Raw genomic sequence first — 20200 nt, forward strand, 5'->3', positions numbered from 1 at the left:
TCCGGACTGACGGCGCAGCACCCCGGCCGGTTGGGAGGCGGCGCGACCTCGATTTCACCGTCGTCCATGAACATGACGCACTCGGAACTGCGGCCATCGACCTTGATGACCAAAGGACGCGGCAGGCGCACGTGGACCACGTGCTCGTCCGCGGCGATCACGCCCTGGGCTTCCAGCCAGTCCCAGTCAAAACGCTCGCCATCCTTGCCCGAGACCATGACGTAGTTGATGCCCAGCGTGGTGATGTTGTGGAAAAAATGGGAACCCTGGGATGGCTCCACCCGAAGCTCGGGGCTTTGTGTCTCGACGATGGCGCTCACCCCGCAGATGTCGTTCCAGGTGACCGGGATGCCCAGCCAGCGGTCGGCCGTGCCCCAGCGCCCCGGACCCGCCAGCAGATACTTGCGGCCCTCGGCCGTGAGCCGGGCGTTGATATGCCCGATTTCCATGGCGATTTGGGTTGTCTTGGCCACCTCGAAGGTTTCGGGACGCACGAAGACAATATCCAGCACGTCCCGCTTCTCGGCATTACCTAGGGCGTGCGACGACAGGCAAAAGGCCCGCGCCCGGTCCTGGTCGGTGATGGTGATCCGGTTCAAATCGGCGCGGGCGGTCATGGGCCGCAGTTGCAGCAGGGAAAACCGCGCCCGGCGATCCTTGTCCGGGTACAGATTGCAAGCGAACTCCAGCTCCACCGGGCAACCCATGGCCGCCTCGGTCACGGCCAGCACGTCGCACAAAATCTCGGCCAAGGGCAGGATTTTATGCTTTAGAACCGGGGCGAAGAGGAGCACACGCGGCAGGCCTGGAACGGCGGCCGAATCACGGATGCGGCCTTCCTCGGGAAAAAACGTCGAGGCCATGAGATTCAAGGGCCCGTCCGATTCGGCCTCCGCGATATTGCGCCGGGACAGGGAAAAATCCGCGCGAGGCCACGGCCAGCGTTCCAGGGGCAGGCTGTAAAACTCGTTCTGGGCCGTGCGCAGGGCCAGTTCCACGGTCGGGCACTGGGGCAGGATATTGGGATGTTTGGGCGAAAAACGCAGGGTCTGGCCGCCGTCAACCACGATCTTGCCAAAACCCATGGCGATGGTCGCCACCCCGTCCTCGGGCTTCAAGCGACCAAACGGATAATAGTTATAAGACTGGGCCACCCCGGAAATGGCCGGATAAAAATAGCCGCCATAGTCCTCGCCGATGACCTGCTGGATGAGCACGCCCATTTTTTCATCGTCCGTGCGCTGGCTGACCCGACGTGAAAACGCCTTGGGCGCCTGGAAAAACGTGGACGCGTAAACCTGAATGACGGCCTGGATCAGCTCGTCCAGACGCACGTCGAGATCCGGATGGTTGTTGGGGACCATGACCGTGGAATACAGGCCGGCATAGGCCTGGAACTGGGCGTCCTCCAACAGGCTCGACGACCGCACGGCCAGGGGATGATGCACGTAGGCCAGATACGCCCGCAGCTGGCGACGCAGCCGATGCGGAAAACGACCGGCCATGAACCGGGCCAGGACCTCCGCGTCGGGCATGTCCATGCGCCCCAGAGGCTTGAGCTCATTGATCTCCACAAAGGAATCAAAGCCCTCGGTGGCGATGGCCATGGTCTTGGGCACGACGAAATCGACCGTGGGATACTTGTCCCGCAATCTGGGCAAACGGTTCAGCAGGGAAAAAAGAAAGGCCAGTCCCCGCGCCTTGCCACCCAGGGAACCCTCGCCGATCTTGAAAAAATCCGTGGCCGGGTCGAAGTCCACCGGGTTGAACATGGCGATAATGCCCTTCTGCCGTTGTTCGCGACGGGCGCGGATCATCTCGATGACGCCCGTGCGCAGCTGCTCCGGCGAAGCGAAATCCTTTTCGGTCATGGGTCGCAGCCGGCTGGCCAGCTCGAATTCAGTGCGGGCGAAAAACCAGCGTGAAAAATCGTTGCTCCGGGAATGACGGATGAGCACGTCCGCCGGCACGACCTTGAGCTGCTCCTCCAGGGCGTACAGACTGCCGGCCTTGACGATTTCCACGCCGCTCTCGTCCCGAAACACGAATTTCCCGAAGCCCAGCCGGTCGCGGACAAAACGGCGCACATCGGCCAGAAGCGAGGGCGAATTCTTGTCCACGAAGGTGGCTGATATCCGTGCCGCATGCTCGGCGTTGGCCGGCTGGTTGCTCATCAAAAGCAGCGGGATGTCGAAGCGGCGCGCCTTGACCCTATCCAAAAGGTCCACCCCGGCAAGGGGATCGAGCACCCCGTCGCGGGGAAATCGGACATCGGACAACACGCTCAAAACATAGGGTTCGTATTTTTCGAACAAGGCCAGGGCGTCCTCGTGGGTGGCCGCCAAAAGGATCTTGGGCCGACAGCGCATGGTCAGCAGACGATGCTCCTGATTGAGCCCTTCACGGATGACGTCCTGTGTCTGGAATACCAGCTCCCGATACAGGATGGGCAACAGGCTGGACTGGTAGCGTGGCGAATCCTCGACGACGATAATGACCCGGATGCCCACCCTTTCGGTGTCGAACCCGACGTTCATGGCATCCTCGGCACTCTTGACCAGGGCCACGAGCAAATCCACGTTGCCGGTCCAGACAAACTGGCGATCCACGCCCTCGGGCGGCGTCTCGCCGGGCAGAAAGACCTCACGGTGGGTCAGCAGATACACCGGAATGCCCAGACCCAGATCCCTGATCCGCCGCGCCAGGCTCACGCCCTCCTGCTCGGCCAGCTGGGGCATGAGGATGATCAGCTCAAAGCGCCTCTCGGACAGGACGGCCAGGGCCTCCTCGGCACTGGAGGCCCAGGTCAGACGCGGTGGCCGGCTCAGGTTCAGACCCCGGTATTCGGACACAATGCGCTCGGACAGCTTGCAGTCCTCCTCCATGACCCAGGCGTCATAGGCCGTGGACACAAGAAGGATATTCTGGACCTTGCGGGACATAAGCTCATGAAATTTCCGGAATTCGGAATCCTGGGCAACCAGGTGCAGGACGGGAGTAAAGGGCATGGGCAGCTCCGGGGCAAGACGGGACAAAAAAACAGCCTGCGCCAAAGCTACTGAAAGACGCCACGGCCCGCAACGCGAACAAAGAGGTGTTCTCGTCCACGCCACGGCCTTCCCGAATCCGGCAGATTCTCCGGCCGACCTGGAATCGACACAGGCCCATATTTGTCCTAACCGTCCGGAAACAACCACATCAATCCGGAGGCGCCCATGCCCAGGACAGAACCCTTCGACGCGCATAGTGACAGATACGACGCGTGGTTCGAAAAAAACAGCGCGGCCTATGACGATGAACTGGAAGCCATCCGCCAGGTGTTGCCCTCGCCCCTGGGCCTCGCCCTGGAGGTGGGCGTGGGTTCCGGAAAATTCGCGGTGCCCCTGGGCATCCGGATCGGCCTGGAGCCATCCACGATAATGGCCCGCAAAGCCGACTCCCTGGGCATCCACGTCGCGCGCGGCACGGCCGAGGATTTGCCGTTTCCCGACAACGAATTCGATGTGGTCCTCATGGTCACGACCATCTGCTTCGTGGACGACATTCGCTCGTCATTTAAAGAAGCGCACCGGGTATTGCGGCCCGGCGGCGGCATCATTGTCGGATTTGTCGATAAGGAAAGCGCCCTTGGCAAACGTTACGAACAAAACCGCGACGCCAGCGTTTTCTACAAAGACGCGACCTTTTTCTCGGCTCCGGAAGTGTGCGCGCACCTGCGCACCACGGGCTTCACGAACCTTGAATTCAGGCAGACCCTGCTTGAGCCGGCAACATCGCCGCGCGTTCGGAATGGATTCGGCCAAGGCGCGTTTGTCGCGATCAGAGGCATGAAATGACGGCGGACATCCCAGCACAACGCAACCATTCAATCGACGAGGTATAACGCAATGAAAATCGGCATCATCATCTGTGATCGGTACAAAAACTGCGCGGGTGGAAAATGCTTGCGCTCCATGCGCAATCGGGAAGGGGCTTTTGATATCTACGACAAGGACATTTCACTTGAACTCGTGGGATACACCAGCTGTGGTGGCTGTCCCGGCGGCAACATCGAGTATGCGGCCATCGAAATGCTCAAAAACGGCGTCGAAGCCATCCATTTCGCCACGGGATTTATCGTCGGTTATCCACCGTGTCCGCACATTGCGTACTTCAAAAATTTCATTGAACAAAAATTCAGCATCCCGGTTGTTTACGGAACACACCCGATTCCGGAAAACTACCTCAGCACCCACAACGCCCTGCAAACATGGAATACCCAGGAATGGGCGGCCATCATCCAGCCCACGATGGCCGATGAAAAACTGCGGCGGCTCTACGACTAGCCCTCCGGACAGCAGACGACGCCGCCACGGCCGGTATTCCATTGGCCGCGAACCGTGGCGGCGCCGGGCCAACGATCAGCCGTTGGCGTCTCCGGCCGTTTCCTCGACAGCGGCTTCGCGTCGGATGACATGGCCGAAAATATAGGTGCAGATGGGCACGCCCAGAACCAGTCCCCAGACATGAAACAGCTTAGCGCCGATGGTCAGGATGACGAGCACGATGACCGGATTGATGCGCATGTAGGAACCGTAAATCTTGGGATTGAGAATGTAGCCTTCCACAAGATGGATGACCGTGATCATGACGATGGCCAGGAGCATGGTCGTCAGCCCGGACGTCTGCAGGGCGACCAGACAGATGGGCACGGAACTGATGAACACCCCGAGCACGGGAATGAAGCTGCACAAAAAGACGATGACCGTCAGAAAGGCCATCTTCGGGCCCAGCCCCAAAAGCGCCACGCCGACAGCGGTCAGCACGGAGTTAATGACCGCGATCATGAACTGCGCTTCCAGGGAACGGCCCAGAACATTGGCGAAATCGTGGATACTGCCGGATACCTCGCGGTAAATGAAATCGAGCTTGGTATTTTTCAGGGAACGGACGCTGGCGGTCAGACGCGGCAGATCGAGCACGATCAGAAACGAAAACAGCAGGGCCAGCAAAAAGGCCGAGGCAATGGCCGCCACGCTCCCGCCCACGCCCCGGACCAATTCCAGGAGCTGGTTGAAATTGTGCTGTCCGTCCTGCACGGCGGAAATCCCGAACAGCTGTTGCACCAACGATCCGACCCGCGAACCATTCAGCGTATGGCTCTCGAAGGATTCGGGATCGAGCTCCGGCACCACGTTACGCAGCCAGGGATACCGGGCGCTCAAATCCACCAATTCCTGATCCAGGCGATCCACGTAGTCCGGGATCTGAGCCACGAACAGCACGGTTTGTTCCTTGGCGCGCGGCACCAAGAACACGCCCACGGCAACCAGCACGCCCAGAAACAGGCTTGCCACGAGCACCGTGCGGAAGGGTCTGTTGGGGACGAACCGCTCCAGCCAGTTCACGCCGCGATTCTGGATATAGCCGAACACGAAGGTGAAAAAGAGCAGCAAAAAAAAGGAACGCAGGATGAACAGCACGGAAAAAACGCCGCCCCAGACCAAAAGGCGGACCAGGGTCGGCGTCAACCGATCCCACACTGAATTCGGATCGGGACTGAATACGGGCGTCATGAAATCTCTGTCCTCCTCGAAGGTACTTCCCCGGAATCCACGAAGGTGAATCCCGTCGCGGGCGCGGCAAGGCCCAAAAACGCGGCCACGGTCGCCCCGACATCGGCCAGGGCGCGCCGGCCCATGCTCCCCGGACGGATGTCCGGGCCAAAGGCCAGAATCGGCACCCGCTCCCGGGTATGATCCGTGCCGGGCCAGGTCGGATCGCAACCGTGATCCGCCGTCAGAATGCACAAATCCCCAGGCCCCAGGCGGCCCAGCAGCTCGGGCAGCCGCGCGTCGAAGGCTTCCAGGGCGCGGGCATAGCCGCTCACGTCGCGACGATGACCATGAACCGAATCAAAATCAACAAAATTGGTCATGATCAGGCTCATTTCCCGCGCGTTGTCCCAGGCGGCCAGGGTCGCGTCCAAAAGCTGATCCGGACCCACGGCCTTGATGGACCGGGTCACGCCCCGATGGGCGAAGATATCGGCCACCTTGCCCACGGCCACGACCTCGCCGCCGGCCGCGCACAACAGGTCGAGCACCGTCAGCCCCGGCGCGGGCATGGAAAAATCACGACGGTTGCCCGTGCGCACAAAGCCCGTTTCCTCCTCGCCCACGAAGGGCCGGGCAATGACCCGGGCGATGCGATATGCGTCGACCAGCTCGCGGGCCACGCGACAGACGCCAAGCAGGCGTTCCAGCCCGAAATACGTTTCATGCGCCGCGATCTGGAGAACGGAATCCACGGAGGTGTAGACAATGGGCTTGCCGCTGGCGATGTGCTCGCGGCCCAGACGAACCAGGATATCCGTGCCCGAGGCCTTGCAGTTGCCGAGCACGCCGGGCAGATCGGCCCGCGCGATCAAGCGGTCCAGCAACCCGGCGGGAATGGAGTTTGTCGCGGCCTCGAAATACCCCCAGGGCTCGCGCACCGGCGCACCGGTCATCTCGAAATGGCCGCTGGGCGTGTCCTTGCCCAGACTTTCCTCGGTGGCACAGCCATGGCGCCCGAGAACCGGGCCGCGCGGTGCCAATCCCGGCGGCAGGACGCCCGTGGCCAGTTCCGCCGCCAAGCCAAGCCCAAGACCGGCCAACGTCGGCAGAGAGAGCGGCCCGGAACGGCCGGTCTCGGCCCGGCCCTGGGCGCAGGCCAGGGCAATGTGACCCAGGGTATCCGCGCCCGCGTCGCCATAACGGGCCGCGTCCGGCGCCCCGCCCACGCCCAGGGAATCGAGCACGATCAGACAGACGCGGCGCATGGGTCTGGCGAGGAATTCAGAATGGCCAGCAAATCATCCAAAAGCCCGCTTGCCCCAAGACGGAAGGTGGCTGGAGACACCCAATCCGGCCCAAGAATGGCTCCGGCCAAATCGACATAAGACTGGGCCTGGACCGCGCTTTTCAGTCCGCCCGAAGCCTTGAAGCCCACCCGCCCGCCCTGGCTGGCGATGACCTCCAGCATGATCCGGGCCGCTTCGGGCGTGGCGTGGACCGCGACCTTGCCGGTGGAGGTTTTCAGGAAATCCGCGCCACATTCGACAGCCAGGAGGCTGGCCGCGCGGATCAATGCCGGCTCGGCCAAAACGCCTGTTTCCAGAATGACTTTCAGGCAGCGTCCGGCGCAGGCCGCCCGACAGGCCACCAAAAATTCCCGCACGGTCCGGGTCTGGCCAGCCAAAAACGCCCTGTACGGCAAAACCACGTCCACCTCGTCCGCGCCACGGGCCAGACACGACCGGATTTCGGCCACGACCGGGGCCGCGTCCGGATCGCCGCCCGGAAAATTGGCCACGGTGGCCAGACGCACACCGGCAAGACCGTTCTTTGCCAGGGCACCCCTGGCCTGGGGCAAAAAACGGGAAAAAACACAGACAGCGGCGACGTGCCCGTGCGGGCCGCCGGCCCTGGCGCACAAGGACTCGATATCGGCAACAGCGGCGTTGCCGGCAAGATTGGTCAGATCCAGAAGCGACACCATTTGCCGCGCCTGACTCATGGAAACGGACATGCGCACCTCCGCGCGAAAAAAGGACACAAGGACACCGCCGACTACGCCGGATCGGACCCGACGGCGGACATAACCGCGTCAATGGACGTGATCAAGACGTGCCGGTCCACGGGCTTGGGCAGATGCTCGTTGGCGCCGGCCGCGAGAAACCGCTCCCGGTCCCCGCGCATGGCATAGGCGGTGATGGCGATGATCGGAATGCGCGCGTTCACGCCACGGACGTGACCGCCCCGGATCAGACGCGTGGCTTCCAACCCGTCCATGACGGGCATCTGGAGATCCATCAAAATCAAGTCAAAGTCCGTGGTCGCGGCCATGTCCAGGGCTTCCCGCCCATTGCCGACGCACACGGGCGCATGGCCGGATTTTTCCAGGATGCGCTTCAAGGCCAGGCTGTTCACGGCGTCGTCCTCGACGACCAGGATGCGCAGCCCGGTCCGATGCCGAGGGACGCCCGACTGGGGCACGATGGCCGGCCGGTCTCCAGGCAACTCCAAGGGGACCAGGACATGAATCGAAGTGCCGATACCCGGCTCGCTTTCAGCATAGATCTCTCCGTCCATGATCCCGACGATACGGCGCACGATGGCCAACCCCAACCCCGCCCCCTGATGATCGCGGACCAAGGCGGACTGAACCTGGGTGAAGGGTTCGAAGACATCGCGCAGCCGGTCCGGGGCAATGCCGCAGCCGGTATCGCCGACGACGAACGCCACGCGCAACTCCCGCTCCGTCCGGGATGCGATCAGAATTTCGATCCGCACCTCGCCGCAGTCCGTGAACTTGAGCGCGTTGCCGACCAAATTGAACAAAATCTGGCGCAGGCGGACTTCATCGCCGACAAGTTGGGCCGGAATCCGCTCATCAATATCAAAAACCAAGGCCACGCCCTTGCCCTGGGCCACGGCCGCGAACAGATCCCGCACGGAGCGATACAGCTCACTGAAATCAAAAGTACTTTTATACAAACTCAGCCTGTTGGCCTCGATCTTGGACAAATCCAGGATATCGGACAGCAACCGGGTCAGGCGGGACGCGGACTGGATGGCGTTGTCGATGTATTCGCCCTGCTCCCGAGGTGGGTCCAGCATGCGCAACAGCTGGAGCATCCCCAAGATGCCGTTGAGCGGCGTGCGGATCTCGTGGCTCATGTTGGCCAGAAATTCGGACTTGGCCTTGTTGGCGACCTCGGCCGCCTCCTTGGCCCGGACCAATTCCTCCCGCGTCCGGTGGCGTTCGGTGACATCGCGACCAAAGGACAAGCGGCTGTCCAGGCCGTCCCACGACACGCCAACCGAGGCGACCTCGACATGCCCCTCGCCGCCGTCCAGGCGAACAAACGGATATTCGATCAAGGCCACGTCCCGGGGCTGACCCAGGCGCGCCATGCGTTTCCGGATGGTTGGATGCGTGGTGGCGGGAAAGCGATCCAGAATGGACGAACCAAGCAGATCTTCCGGCTGTCGGGCCCCAAACAAGCGCAACGCGGCGGGATTGGCGTACACGATCCGAAAATCACCATACGAATGGACGATAATGCTCTCCGGCGCGGTCTCGACCACCAGCCGAAACCGGGTTTCGCTGTCGCGCAGGGCTTTTTCGGCGGCCTTGCGGTTGGTCAGGTCGGTATTGGCGCCGGACAGACGGACAATGCGCCCCGTCTTGTCACGCACGGCAAACGCCCGGCACAAAAGCGGCACCTCGTGGCCGTCCTTGTGGCGCAGTCGAAACTCCCCTTCCCAGGACGCATTCGGCCCCCCCAGATCGGATCGGAGCGCCCGATCGACCATGTCCGCGTCGTCGGGGTGCAGAATCCGCCGCCAGAATCCGGGGTCCGTCCCGGCCTCTTCCCGACCATACCCCAGCATGTCCAGGCACCGGGGCGAATAATAGATGGTGTTGGCGGTCATGTCCCAATCCCACCAGCCGTCGTTGGTGGCCCGCAGGACCAGATTCAGACGTTCGGCGCTGTCGTGAACGGCCTGGGCCTGCTCCTGGCACTGGGAGTCGTATTCGCGAATCAGGGAATAGAGCAAAAGCGAGGTGACAAGAACAAAAAACCATCCCTTGAGGGTATTGACCAGATGCAGCGGGCCGGACTCGGACGCGAACAGAACGTGCACCAGTTCGTCGGAAAAGAGAATCCATACGATTCCAGCAACCGCGTACAAAAAAACGATATGGAATGGCTTGAGCTTGAACATACGCGCTCCGTGGGATGCATGCCAACGCCCACCGGGACCCGGGAAAAACGAAAAATCCCGCAGATCACCCTCTTGGACACCACCGAACTCATTTTTTCAAAAAAACAGCGCCCGTCTTCCGAAAAAACTTTGGAAGTCATCCTCCCAGCACGAAATCTACATGGTTTCTGGAGGGCTGTCTCCATCCGAGCGAAAAACAAAACTCCCGAATCAGCCTCGGACCAAGTGTTCCTGGCGCGCAAACAGCTTGTCGCCATCCGTGGCGGATGCTATGCGTAACGCATGAAAAAACGAATGCCATTGGCCATGGTCGCGATCGCGGCCATGCTGGTACTCCTGGGAAACAATTCTTCCTGGTCCGACGAAATCCGCACAGCCTCGCCTTCCTGGGCAAAATTCACGGACCAAAATGGGCAGGGTCTTTATTTCGACGTGTTGCGGGCTATTTTCGCGCCGGACACGATCCGGCATAGCTTCGTCCCGGCCAAACGCGGTCTGGTCATGCTCCAAAACGGCGAGGCGGACATCTACACCTGCCTTTCCCACGAAAAACCGGGGCTGAGCCTGTCCTCGCTGCCTCTGTACGAAGGTGAATTCCACGCCTTTTTCAAAAACCGGGGCATCGTCTGGAGCGGTCCGGAAACCATCAAGAACCAACGGCTGGTATGGAGGCTTGGCTATTATTCGCCTGGAGAATTTCCCGTGCCCGTCCACTTCCGGGAAACCCGCACCGCCGAGGATGCCTTGAAGCGGGTCCTTCACGGCGGCGCGGATTTTTACATCGACGACCGCAACCTGATCGAGGAAGCCATCGCCACCAATGACGAAGGACTCGCAATCAAGGACTACCGCATCGAATCCATCGGTTTCCGGGGCTATTATCCCGCGTTCGCCTCCACCGCGCGAGGCGCGGCCCTGCGCGATCGCTACGAAAACGGCATGCGCGCCCTGGCCAAAAGCGGCAAACTGCTCCCCTTTTATCAGGCATGGGATCTGCCCATGCCCCGGATTTACCGCGAATAACCTCAAGCCCGCGCCACTCCGTCCATCACGACGGACAGACCTTTCGGGCTCTTCGCCCAGACCCTCCCAGCAGCATCATGTCAACTCGCCAGACAGGGATCCTTCGCGGCCAAACGCCACGCAAAAGCCACGCTCCCGCCGCTTCCATGATCGTTTCCCCTGCTATCCGTCCAACCGGGCCAGGGCCTCGCAACGCAGATGCAGCAGGATGTCGGCGCTTTTCGGCCCTTGGTCGCGGTGCTTTTCGGGCAGGACCACGGTCTTGATCACGGTCAGTTCCCGTTGCGCCCGGTCCAGATGTTCCCCGCCCCCGTCCGCCGCCACCAGCAGGAAAAACGGCGCGAGCAGTCCGGCCTTGTCCAGGGCCAGCAGCATGCGGATTCTGGTCGCGGGGCGCAACGCCGTGTAGCATCCACCGGCCATGTGCCAGCGCGCGGCCAGACGACCGGCGGACAGATACCGGCTCGGCAGGCGCAGCCGCCGGGCCAGGGTCTCGGCCAGGATTTCGCCGCGCTCCTCGTGTCCGAAATGATGCGGCAGCTCCGTGGTCGGCGTGGTCGTCTTGCCCAAATCGTGACACAGGGCCATCCAGGCGGCCACGGTTTCACCGGCGCAGCCGTCCATGACCCGGGCCGTGTGCTCCAGGACGCTGGCATCATGATAGGCGGGCGGCCCGGCCGGGATGGCGTCGGCCCCGGCCAACTCCGTGAACCATGGCTCCAGACAGCCGCCATCACGCAGGACGCGCGGAAAATTTCCCGGACGCGCGCCAGCGCAGGCCTTGAGGGTTTCCTGGCCGACCCGCTCCGCGGCCACCGCGCCCAGGGCAAGGGGCGAAACGGCCCGCATGGCCGCAAGCAACTCCCCGTGCACGGCAAAATCCGGCAACGCGGCGGCAAACCGGGCCGCGCGCACGGCCCGCAGGGGATCGGCCAGAAAGTTGGCCACGGCCACGGGCCGCAGAACCTTGTCCCGAAGGTCGGCCAAGGCCAGGGGATGACCGATGACGCACCCAGCCTCGTCCTGGGCCAGGGCATTGATGGTCAGATCGCGCGAGGCAAGATCGCCCTCGATGCGCTCAAAAGGAGAAATGGTGTACTGGGCTTGGCCACGCACGAATACCGGAATACCCCTACCAACGCGGGTCAGGCCCGGCACGCGCCGGCGCAGTTCGGCCTCGGCCGTGTCCGGCGGCGCGCCCACGGCCACATAATCCAGGTCGGCCGGCTCCAGACCGCGCACCCGGTCCCGCACGGCCCCGCCCACGAGATATATCCTCACGGCGTCTCCATCCCGGCCAGCACGCAGCGCAAAATTTCATATCCGTACGCTCCGTCCAGCGCCTCATGCACGGCGGTCAGGGTGGCGAAACCCTGGGCGCGCAGCTGCCGAACAACGTCCCCGATACGGGCGATTTCGCCCGCGGACAGTCCCGTAACCTGCTCCACGCTCAATTCGCCCCGTGCCACGGCCTTGGTCAGATGCGCGTACACGGTCGCGGGTTTCAGATTGCGGGCCTGGGCCACGGCGGCCACGGACCCGGAAGAACGCAGCAACTCGACGCTCGCGCGCTCGGTTTCGGAAACCCCATCCGCCCGGATCATCTTGTCCGGGGGCGGCGCGGGCAGCGGCGGCAAGCCGTCCGGGCGGCCGTGCTCGGCCTCGTGCGCGGCCAGGACTTCGACGAACCGCTCACCGTACACGCGCAGCTTGGTCCGCCCCACCCCGCTTATCCCCAGCAACGCCGCCACCCCTTGCGGCCGGAAGCGGATCATTTCGAGCAGGGTCCGGTCGGCGAACACGGCATAGGGCGGCACGTTCTGTTCCTGGGCGATGCGCAGGCGCAAGGCGCGCAGACTGTCCCACAAGGTACGGGCCTCGGGCGTTTGCAGCGCCGCGTCGGTGGGCGCGGCCAGCCTGGGAGCGCGGATACGGGCAGTGGGCGGCGGGTCGCGGCGCAGACGAACCGCTTCCCGTCCCTTCATCACGTCCCAACTGCGGGCATTGAGCGTCAGCGCCCCAAACCCGTCCAGATCGACATCCACCAGGCCGGCGGCCGCCAGCTGGCGGTACACGCCCAGCCATTCGGAGCGGGACAATTCGTCTCCGATGCCGAACGTGGAAACCGTGTCGTGCCCCCAACGGGCCACGGCCGCGTCCTGCTTGCCGATAAGGACATTGGCCAGATGACCGGCCCCGAACCTCGCTCCGGTGCGAAAAATATTCGACAGGGCTTTTTGAGCGGCAATGGTGCCGTCCCAGGTTTCCACCGGTTCGAGGCAGGTGTCGCAGTTGCCGCAGGGCTCGGCCAGTTCCTGACCGAAATAGCGCAACAAGACCTGCCGCCGGCACTGGGTGGTTTCGCAATAACCCAAAAGCGCGGTCAGCTTGTGCTGCTTGAGGCGCTCGTGGCGCTGGCGGCTTTCGGTGTCGCCTTGGCCCGCCGGCCCCTGTGTCCGGGCGTCGTCCTGGGCCACCAGCCGGCGCAGCATGGCGATATCGGCCAGACCATAAACCATCCAGGCCACGGTCGGCAGGCCATCCCGCCCGGCACGGCCCGTTTCCTGATGATAGGCTTCCAGACTCGACGGCGGGTCCAGGTGGGCCACGAAACGCACGTTGGGCTTGTCCACGCCCATGCCGAAAGCCACGGTGGCAACCATGATCACGCCATCCTCGCGCATGAACCGCTCCTGGTTGCCCGCCCGCGTGGCCGGGTCCAGGCCGGCGTGATACGGCAAGGCGACAAATCCCTGTTCGGCCAGCCGCGCGGCCGTGGCCTCGACCTTCTTGCGCGACATGCGGTAGACGATGCCGGCCTCACCGGCCGGGCGGGAGCGCAAAAACTCCAGCAACTGACGTTCGGGATGGTCCTTGGGCGCGACCAGATAACGGATATTCGGACGATCAAAGCCCGAGGCAAACAGCCGGGCAGATTCCAGGCCCAGCTGATGGACAATGTCCCGTCGGGTCGGCTCGTCGGCCGTGGCCGTCAGGGCCAGACGGGGCACGCCGGGAAAACGCTCGGCCAGCACGGCCAGCCGCGTGTATTCGGGGCGGAAATCATGCCCCCACTGGGACACGCAGTGGGCCTCGTCGATGGCGAACAAGGCCAGGGGAATGCGGGCCAACTGCTCCAGAAACGAGGGCTGAACCAAACGCTCCGGCGCGACGTAGATCAAATCCAGACGGCCGGCGACCAAATCACCTTCCACGGTCCGGGCCTGCTCCGAAGACAAGGACGAATTCAGGGCCGCCGCGCGCACGCCCATCTGGGTCAGGCCCTGGACCTGATCGCGCATGAGGGCGATGAGCGGCGAAACGACCACGCCCGTGCCCGGACGGATCAGGGCCGGAATCTGGTAGCACAGGGATTTGCCGCCACCCGTGGGCATGAGGACCACGGCGTCGCGGCCGGAGACAATGGTTTCGATGATGGCGCGCTGCGGCCCGACAAAGTCGGCGTAGCCAAACACGGAACGCAATATTTCGTGGGGAGTGGACACGGGAACCTCGATCAAAAAATATTCCCCGCCCTACTCACGGCGCCCGGCCTCTGTCAAAAGCCGTGCAAACAGGCGGCTACAAGAACATCTGATAAAAACGCCGGACCATGCCCAAAGGGATGTCCTGATCCCACAATCCGAACTGTCGGGCCGCCAGCCAGGCCGACACGAGCAGTGCCACGCTGCCCAGACCCGTGACCCAGAACGGAACGACCTTGCCGGCCGCGCGCAGGGTGATGCACCCCGGTACCGGGCAGGCCTCCTGGCAACGCAGGCAACCCAGGCAATCCGGCGAAAGCACGACACGATTTTCATGAACGCGGATGCCCCCGGGACAGGCCCGGGAACATTTTTGGCAGCCGATACACACGGTGTCGTCGCGCGTCACCCGCGTCGGGCCGAACCAGCTCAAAAGGCCAAGCAGCGCGCCATACGGGCAGAGATAACGGCACCAGGCGCCACGGAAAAACACGCCCAGCACGGCCAATCCGACCAGAATGGACAGCGTCAGTCCCGACGGGGATTGGAAAAAATGCAGCATCTTGGCGTCGGCCACGTAGTTGTACGGCGCGGCGACAAAGGACTCCACGGCGGCCCGATCCATGCCGATGAACACGGTATAAAGGAAAAATGCCAGAAGCAGATATTTGGGCGCGGCCAAAATACGGCCGCCGATTCCGGTCGGAACCAGGGACAGATGGAGCCGCCGGCCCAGATTGTCGAGCAGACCGGAAAGCAACCCCACGGGACAGATGAAGCCGCAAAACCCTTTACGGAAAAACAACGCCATGCCCAGGGCGGCCAAAAAAATGGTTAACCCAGCCGGATGCACCCGGTCCCAGACCTGGCTTTCGAGCAGCCGACGCAGGCCCATCAGGGCGGCTATGGGCAAAAAGCCCTCCACCGAGGCCGGACGCGGCGTCATGACCTCGCTCTGGCCAGTGGCCCAAAGCACGAAACGGGAAAATCGCCACCCCACAAAGAGAATAAACCCAAAATAGAGAACCTGAATCAGCCGCTGCACGCGGCTCGGAGTGAACATGGCGCGCACGAAACCTCCCGTCAGGCAGCCTTGGCCGAGGCCAGGGCCAGGCCTGCGCCGATGAACAAGGACCCGAACAGGCGGTTGCCCCGACGCATGGCCACGGGCGTGGCCATGACCGTGCGCAGGGAAGCGGCCAGCAAGGCATAGCCGATCATGACCAGCCAATCCATGGCCAGCACGGTCAAGCCCAGGATGGCATACTGCGAGGCCTGTGGGCTGCCCGCCTGCACGAACTGCGGCAAAAACGCGGCCAGAAAAATGATGGACTTGGGATTGGTCAGATTGACCAGCATCCCGGTCCGGACCAGTCGCCAAAGCCCGCCCTCGATCCTGACCCCGGCCACGGCCAGAGTCGGGGCCTCACGCCATTTCTGCACGCCCAGCCAGACCAGATACAGCGCCCCGATCAGCTTCAAGGCCGTGAAGGTCCAGACCGAAGACGAAAGCAGCATCCCCAGACCGGCGGCGACCACCACGATATGCACGGCCAGGGCAATCTGCAGACCCAGAATATTGGCCATGGCGCGCCGGGGCCCCTGGGCCAGGGACGTGCTCATGGTTGAAACGGCTCCGGCTCCCGGTGATAGACTGAACACAAAACAGGCGGCCACAAAGGCCAGCCACACAGCCCAAGTCATGTGCGTATCCTCGGCTTAAGATTTCGCCTCGCGGCGTGACGACCTGTCTAGCCCAGAGCGGCGAGCCAGACAAGCACGCCCCCAAAACCCAGGCGCCATGGCGGTCGCGCGGCCAAAAAAAAGGCCGGTTTCCCGGCCTTTTTCACAAACACGTCACAGAGAGGCTTAGTACATGCCACCCATGCCGCCCATGCCACCGGGCATGGCCGGAGCAGCGGCTTCTTCCTTGGGCTTCTCGGCGATGGCGCATTCGGTGGTCAGCAACAGGGAGGCCACGGAAGCGGCGTTCTGCAGGGCAATGCGGGTCACCTTCTTGGGATCGATGACGCCGGACTTGAGCAGATCCTCGTATTCGCCAGTGGCGGCGTTGTAACCGAAGTCTTCCTTGCCATGACGGACCTTGTCGATGACCACGGCACCCTCGACGCCAGCGTTGCCGCAAATCTGACGAATGGGCTCTTCGATGGCGCGACGGATGACCTGCACGCCGGCGGCTTCGTCGTCATCGGCGGGCTTCACGGTGTCGAGAACGGCCTGACAACGCACCAGGGCCACGCCACCGCCAGGCACGATGCCTTCTTCCACGGCGGCACGGGTGGCGTTCAGGGCGTCTTCCACGCGGGCCTTCTTCTCCTTCATCTCGGTCTCGGTCGCCGCGCCGACATTGATCACGGCCACGCCGCCAACGATCTTGGCCAGACGTTCCTGCAGCTTCTCGCGATCGTAATCGGAAGTAGTCTCCTCGATTTCGTTGCGGATCTGCTTGACGCGGGCCTTGATGGCCTCGGCTTCACCTGAACCATCGACGATGGTGGTGTTTTCCTTGTCGATGACCACGCGCTTGGCGGAACCAAGCTGATTCAGGGCGATGCTTTCCAGCTTGACGCCCAAGTCATCGGACACAACTTCGCCGCCGGTCAGGATGGCGATATCCTGCAACATGGCCTTGCGACGCTCGCCAAAGCCGGGAGCCTTGACGGCCACGACCTGCAATGTGCCACGCAGCTTGTTGACAACCAGGGTCGCCAGGGCCTCGCCTTCGATGTCCTCGGCGATGATGACCAGGGGCTTGCCCATCTTGGCGGCCTGCTCCAGCACGGGGAGCAGCTCCTTCATGTTGGAAATCTTCTTCTCGTTGATGAGAATCAGCGGAGCGTCCATTTCGCAAACCATCTTGTCCGGATTGGTCACGAAATAGGGGGACAGATAGCCGCGATCGAACTGCATGCCCTCGACGACGTCCAGGTTGGTCTCCAGACCCTTGGCTTCCTCGACGGTGATGACGCCTTCCTTGCCGACCTTGCCCATGGCTTCGGCGATGATGTTGCCGATCGTGGCGTCATTGTTGGCGGAAATGGTGCCAACCTGGGCGATTTCCTTCTGGTCGCGGGTAGGCTTGGCCAGCTTGTCCAGGCTGCCGATGATGGCCTCGACGCCCTTGTCGATACCGCGCTTGATGGCCATGGGGTTGCGGCCGGCGGCGACCAGCTTCACGCCCTCGGCGAAAATGGCCTGGGCCAGGATGGTGGCCGTGGTGGTGCCGTCACCAGCGATGTCGGAAGTCTTGGAAGCGACTTCCTTGACCATCTGGGCGCCCATGTTCTCGAACTTGTCTTCCAGTTCGATCTCCTTGGCCACGCTGACGCCATCCTTGGTGATGATCGGGGAGCCAAAGGATTTTTCGATCACGACGTTACGGCCCTTGGGTCCGAGGGTCACCTTCACGGCATCGGCCAGGGTGTCCACGCCTTTTTTCAGTCTTTCGCGAGCCTTGGTATCAAACTTGATAATTTTAGCAGCCATGTATGCGTCTCCTTACTCTTGGAAAAATTAGGCTTCGATTACCGCGAGAATGTCATCCTCGCGCATGATCAGCAGTTCCTCGCCATCAATCTTGACTTCCGTGCCGGCGTACTTGTTGAAAATGACGTTATCGCCGGCCTTCACACCCATGGGAATCTGCTTGCCATCGTCGGCGACCTTGCCAGGACCAGCGGCAACCACTTCACCCTTGATGGGCTTTTCTTTTGCGGAATCGGGAATGATAATTCCGCCCTTGGTCACCTGCTCTTCTTCCAGGCGCTTGACCAGAATACGGTCGTGCAACGGTCTCAGTTTCATGTTTTTCCTCCAAGATGTTTAAGAATTTCTTCCATATACACTTTTCTTTTGGCACTCTTCCAGAAGGAGTGCCAGAATAAGGACCGGCTCCGCCGCTCCCGTCCATTCAGGACAGTGGGGCAAATAATCCCTGGCAATGGGAAGTCAAGGGACAAACCCGAATTTTTTTCCAACACGCCCGAAAGCGATCGTCTTGAGATTCACCCCGAGGCGGGCTATGTCGTGGTTCTTGAAACCATCACGGCAAACGCCACGACGACAAGGATATCCCATGCTCGACATCAAATTTGTTCGGTCCAACCCCGACGACGTCAAAAACGCCCTGCGAAAACGCCGCAATGCTCTCGACCTCGATGAATTTCTGATTTTGGATCAAAAGCGCCGCGAACTGCTGGGCGAAGCCGAGGAGCTCAAGGCCAAACGCAACCAGGCTTCCGGCGAAATCAGCCGCATGAAAAAAACGGGTGAAAACGCCGAGCCACTCCTGGCCGAGATGAGCACCATTTCGGCCCGCATCAAGACGCTAGACGAAGAACTGCGCGGTCTTGACCAGCGCGCTTCGGAATGGGTCATGGCCGTGCCCAATATTCCGCACGCGTCCGTTCCCGAAGGAACGAGCGAGGACGACAACATCACTGTCCGCGCCTGGGGCGAAAAGCCGGATTTTCATTTCCCGCCCAAGGAACACCACGAACTGGGCACGGCCCTGGACGGGCTGGATTTTGAAACGGCCGTCAAGCTCACGGGGAGCCGGTTCGTGCTCCTCAAGGGCTGGGCCGCGCAGCTGGAACGGGCCCTGATCAGCTTCATGCTCGACGTGCAGACCCTGGAAAACGGCTACGCCGAGGTCATGCCCCCGGTCATCGTCAATCGTGACAGCCTGCTTGGCACCGGCCAGCTGCCCAAATTCGAGGAAGACCTGTTCAAGCTCGAAGGAACAAACTATTATCTGATCCCCACGGCCGAGGTTCCGGTGACCAACATTTACCGGGACACGACCCTGGCCGAGGGCGACCTGCCCATTGCCCACTGTGCCTTCACCCCCTGTTTCCGTTCCGAGGCGGGATCCTATGGCAAGGACACCAAGGGCATGATCCGCCAGCACCAATTCGACAAGGTGGAACTGGTCCGCTTCGTTCATCCGGATACGTCCTACGCCGAATTGGAAAAGCTCCTGGGCCACGCCGAAAGCATCCTGCGCAAACTCGGGCTGCATTACCGGGTGGTCACCCTCTGCGCCGGCGATCTGGGTTTCTCGTCGGCCAAAACCTATGACATCGAAGTCTGGCTGCCGGGTCAGGACAAATACCGCGAAATTTCATCGTGCTCCAATTTCGAGGATTTCCAAGCCCGACGCGCGGGCATCCGTTTCAAGCCGGCCGACGCCAAAAAATCCCGCCTCGTGCACACCCTGAACGGTTCGGGCCTGGCCGTGGGCCGGACCATGGTCGCCATTCTGGAAAATTACCAGCAAGCCGATGGCTCGATCATTATCCCGGAAACCCTCCGTCCGTACATGAAGGGGCTGGAACAAATAAAAAAGAAAAATTTGTAACTTTTGGTCTTGACAAGCAAGGGCCTCCCCCATAAAAGCGTCTTCTCTTTCGGGGCCGTTAACTCAGACGGTAGAGTATCTGCCTTTTAAGCAGAGAGTCGAAGGTTCGATCCCTTCACGGCCCACCAACTGCGTCCCCATCGTCTAGTGGCCTAGGACGTCGGCCTCTCACGCCGATAACAGGGGTTCAAACCCCCTTGGGGACGCCACTTTTTTTTCGACGCGCTTGCGTCCCCATCGTCTAGCTAGGTCCAGGACACCGGCCTTTCACGCCGATAACAGGGGTTCAAATCCCCTTGGGGACGCCAACATTTTTTTTGGGCGATCGTTCAACGGCAGGACAGCGGACTCTGACTCCGTCAATCTAAGTTCGAATCTTAGTCGCCCAGCCAAAAGTCCCCATCGTCTAGCTAGGTCCAGGACACCGGCCTTTCACGCCGATAACAGGGGTTCAAATCCCCTTGGGGACGCCATCTTCGACCAAAACGGGATTCATCCCGCCCCGGAAGTTCCGGGAAGCATCATCCAAGGCCTCGTGCGCACGCACGGGGCCTTTT

The 20200-nt window shown here is 62.0% G+C and carries 15 protein-coding genes and 5 tRNA genes; 9 read left to right on the top strand and 11 right to left on the bottom strand.

The features are described from left to right. On the bottom strand, positions 1-3008 hold a 3008-nt coding region (locus EOL86_04980; protein NCD24935.1), incomplete at its 3' end, for a hypothetical protein. 207 nt (positions 3009-3215) lie between these two features. Between EOL86_04980 and EOL86_04985 the strand changes: the two genes are divergently transcribed. Further along, the gene (locus EOL86_04985; protein ID NCD24936.1) at positions 3216-3836 is read left to right on the top strand and encodes a class I SAM-dependent methyltransferase; all 621 of its coding nucleotides are present in this window, start codon (positions 3216-3218) and stop codon (positions 3834-3836) included. A gap of 51 nt (positions 3837-3887) precedes the next feature. Continuing rightward, positions 3888-4325: a CGGC domain-containing protein gene (locus tag EOL86_04990; protein ID NCD24937.1), complete on the top strand. Its 438-nt coding sequence runs from the start codon at positions 3888-3890 to the stop codon at positions 4323-4325. Positions 4326-4400: 75 nt separating this feature from the next. On the opposite strand, the gene EOL86_04995 is transcribed toward EOL86_04990, so the two are convergent. Genes EOL86_04995 through EOL86_05010 form a run of 4 tightly spaced genes read right to left on the bottom strand, consistent with a single transcriptional unit; the run spans position 4401 to position 9755 of the window. Continuing rightward, a complete protein-coding gene (locus EOL86_04995; protein ID NCD24938.1) occupies positions 4401-5555 on the bottom strand; it encodes an AI-2E family transporter in 1155 nt (384 codons plus the stop codon). Beyond that, complete coding sequence (locus EOL86_05000; GenBank protein NCD24939.1) at positions 5552-6802, bottom strand: phosphopentomutase; 1251 nt, start codon at positions 6800-6802, stop codon at positions 5552-5554. The genes EOL86_04995 and EOL86_05000 overlap by 4 nt, the downstream gene beginning before the upstream one ends. Beyond that, the gene (deoC, locus tag EOL86_05005) at positions 6784-7551 is read right to left on the bottom strand and encodes a deoxyribose-phosphate aldolase (protein NCD24940.1); all 768 of its coding nucleotides are present in this window, start codon (positions 7549-7551) and stop codon (positions 6784-6786) included. Before deoC ends, EOL86_05000 begins: the two co-directional genes overlap by 19 nt. A gap of 41 nt (positions 7552-7592) precedes the next feature. After that, on the bottom strand, positions 7593-9755 hold the full coding sequence (locus EOL86_05010; GenBank protein ID NCD24941.1) for a hybrid sensor histidine kinase/response regulator: 2163 nt from the start codon (positions 9753-9755) through the stop codon (positions 7593-7595). A 282-nt stretch (positions 9756-10037) separates the two neighbouring features. On the opposite strand from EOL86_05010, the gene EOL86_05015 reads away from it, so the two are divergent. Then, a complete protein-coding gene (locus tag EOL86_05015) occupies positions 10038-10778 on the top strand; it encodes a transporter substrate-binding domain-containing protein (protein ID NCD24942.1) in 741 nt (246 codons plus the stop codon). Positions 10779-10940: 162 nt separating this feature from the next. Here EOL86_05015 and EOL86_05020 read toward each other — a convergent pair whose 3' ends face one another. From EOL86_05020 to EOL86_05045, 6 genes are all read right to left on the bottom strand, one after another. Further along, complete coding sequence (locus EOL86_05020; GenBank protein NCD24943.1) at positions 10941-12086, bottom strand: tRNA nucleotidyltransferase; 1146 nt, start codon at positions 12084-12086, stop codon at positions 10941-10943. Continuing rightward, positions 12056-14284, bottom strand: a complete 2229-nt coding sequence (gene recQ / locus EOL86_05025; protein ID NCD24944.1) for a DNA helicase RecQ — start codon at positions 14282-14284, stop codon at positions 12056-12058. Before recQ ends, EOL86_05020 begins: the two co-directional genes overlap by 31 nt. Before the next feature lie 76 nt (positions 14285-14360). Beyond that, positions 14361-15326: a 4Fe-4S binding protein gene (locus EOL86_05030; GenBank protein NCD24945.1), complete on the bottom strand. Its 966-nt coding sequence runs from the start codon at positions 15324-15326 to the stop codon at positions 14361-14363. Between the two features lie 20 nt (positions 15327-15346). Next, positions 15347-15967, bottom strand: a complete 621-nt coding sequence (locus EOL86_05035; protein NCD24946.1) for a homoserine/homoserine lactone efflux protein — start codon at positions 15965-15967, stop codon at positions 15347-15349. Between the two features lie 165 nt (positions 15968-16132). Continuing rightward, a complete protein-coding gene (gene groL, locus EOL86_05040; protein NCD24947.1) occupies positions 16133-17770 on the bottom strand; it encodes a chaperonin GroEL in 1638 nt (545 codons plus the stop codon). Between the two features lie 27 nt (positions 17771-17797). Further along, complete coding sequence (locus EOL86_05045) at positions 17798-18088, bottom strand: co-chaperone GroES (GenBank protein NCD24948.1); 291 nt, start codon at positions 18086-18088, stop codon at positions 17798-17800. A 271-nt stretch (positions 18089-18359) separates the two neighbouring features. Between EOL86_05045 and EOL86_05050 the strand changes: the two genes are divergently transcribed. The 6 genes from EOL86_05050 (at position 18360) to EOL86_05075 (ending at position 20116) form a co-directional block, all read left to right on the top strand. Continuing rightward, positions 18360-19643, top strand: coding sequence for a serine--tRNA ligase (locus tag EOL86_05050; GenBank protein NCD24949.1), 1284 nt, complete (start codon positions 18360-18362; stop codon positions 19641-19643). Between the two features lie 52 nt (positions 19644-19695). Then, a tRNA-Lys gene (locus tag EOL86_05055) sits at positions 19696-19771 on the top strand. Positions 19772-19776: 5 nt separating this feature from the next. Beyond that, a tRNA-Glu gene (locus tag EOL86_05060) sits at positions 19777-19852 on the top strand. Positions 19853-19873: 21 nt separating this feature from the next. Further along, a tRNA-Glu gene (locus tag EOL86_05065) sits at positions 19874-19951 on the top strand. 10 nt (positions 19952-19961) lie between these two features. After that, positions 19962-20035: transfer RNA gene (locus EOL86_05070), tRNA-Gln, on the top strand. Between the two features lie 3 nt (positions 20036-20038). Continuing rightward, a tRNA-Glu gene (locus EOL86_05075) sits at positions 20039-20116 on the top strand. Positions 20117-20200 lie beyond the last annotated feature (84 nt).

It is taken from the genome of Deltaproteobacteria bacterium, from assembly GCA_009930495.1.
In the GTDB taxonomy this organism is placed as follows: domain Bacteria; phylum Desulfobacterota; class Desulfovibrionia; order Desulfovibrionales; family Desulfomicrobiaceae; genus Desulfomicrobium.

Bases quoted from the DNA above. Each gene is read 5' to 3' on its own strand.
- EOL86_04985 (NCD24936.1), top strand. From the start codon at position 3,216: ATGCCCAGGACAGAACCCTTCGACGCGCATAGTGACAGATACGACGCG.
- EOL86_04990 (NCD24937.1), top strand. From the start codon at position 3,888: ATGAAAATCGGCATCATCATCTGTGATCGGTACAAAAACTGCGCGGGT.
- EOL86_04995 (NCD24938.1), bottom strand. From the start codon at position 5,555: ATGACGCCCGTATTCAGTCCCGATCCGAATTCAGTGTGGGATCGGTTG.
- EOL86_05000 (NCD24939.1), bottom strand. From the start codon at position 6,802: ATGCGCCGCGTCTGTCTGATCGTGCTCGATTCCCTGGGCGTGGGCGGG.
- deoC (NCD24940.1), bottom strand. From the start codon at position 7,551: ATGTCCGTTTCCATGAGTCAGGCGCGGCAAATGGTGTCGCTTCTGGAT.
- EOL86_05010 (NCD24941.1), bottom strand. From the start codon at position 9,755: ATGTTCAAGCTCAAGCCATTCCATATCGTTTTTTTGTACGCGGTTGCT.
- EOL86_05015 (NCD24942.1), top strand. From the start codon at position 10,038: ATGAAAAAACGAATGCCATTGGCCATGGTCGCGATCGCGGCCATGCTG.
- EOL86_05030 (NCD24945.1), bottom strand. From the start codon at position 15,326: ATGTTCACTCCGAGCCGCGTGCAGCGGCTGATTCAGGTTCTCTATTTT.
- EOL86_05035 (NCD24946.1), bottom strand. From the start codon at position 15,967: ATGACTTGGGCTGTGTGGCTGGCCTTTGTGGCCGCCTGTTTTGTGTTC.
- groL (NCD24947.1), bottom strand. From the start codon at position 17,770: ATGGCTGCTAAAATTATCAAGTTTGATACCAAGGCTCGCGAAAGACTG.
- EOL86_05045 (NCD24948.1), bottom strand. From the start codon at position 18,088: ATGAAACTGAGACCGTTGCACGACCGTATTCTGGTCAAGCGCCTGGAA.
- EOL86_05050 (NCD24949.1), top strand. From the start codon at position 18,360: ATGCTCGACATCAAATTTGTTCGGTCCAACCCCGACGACGTCAAAAAC.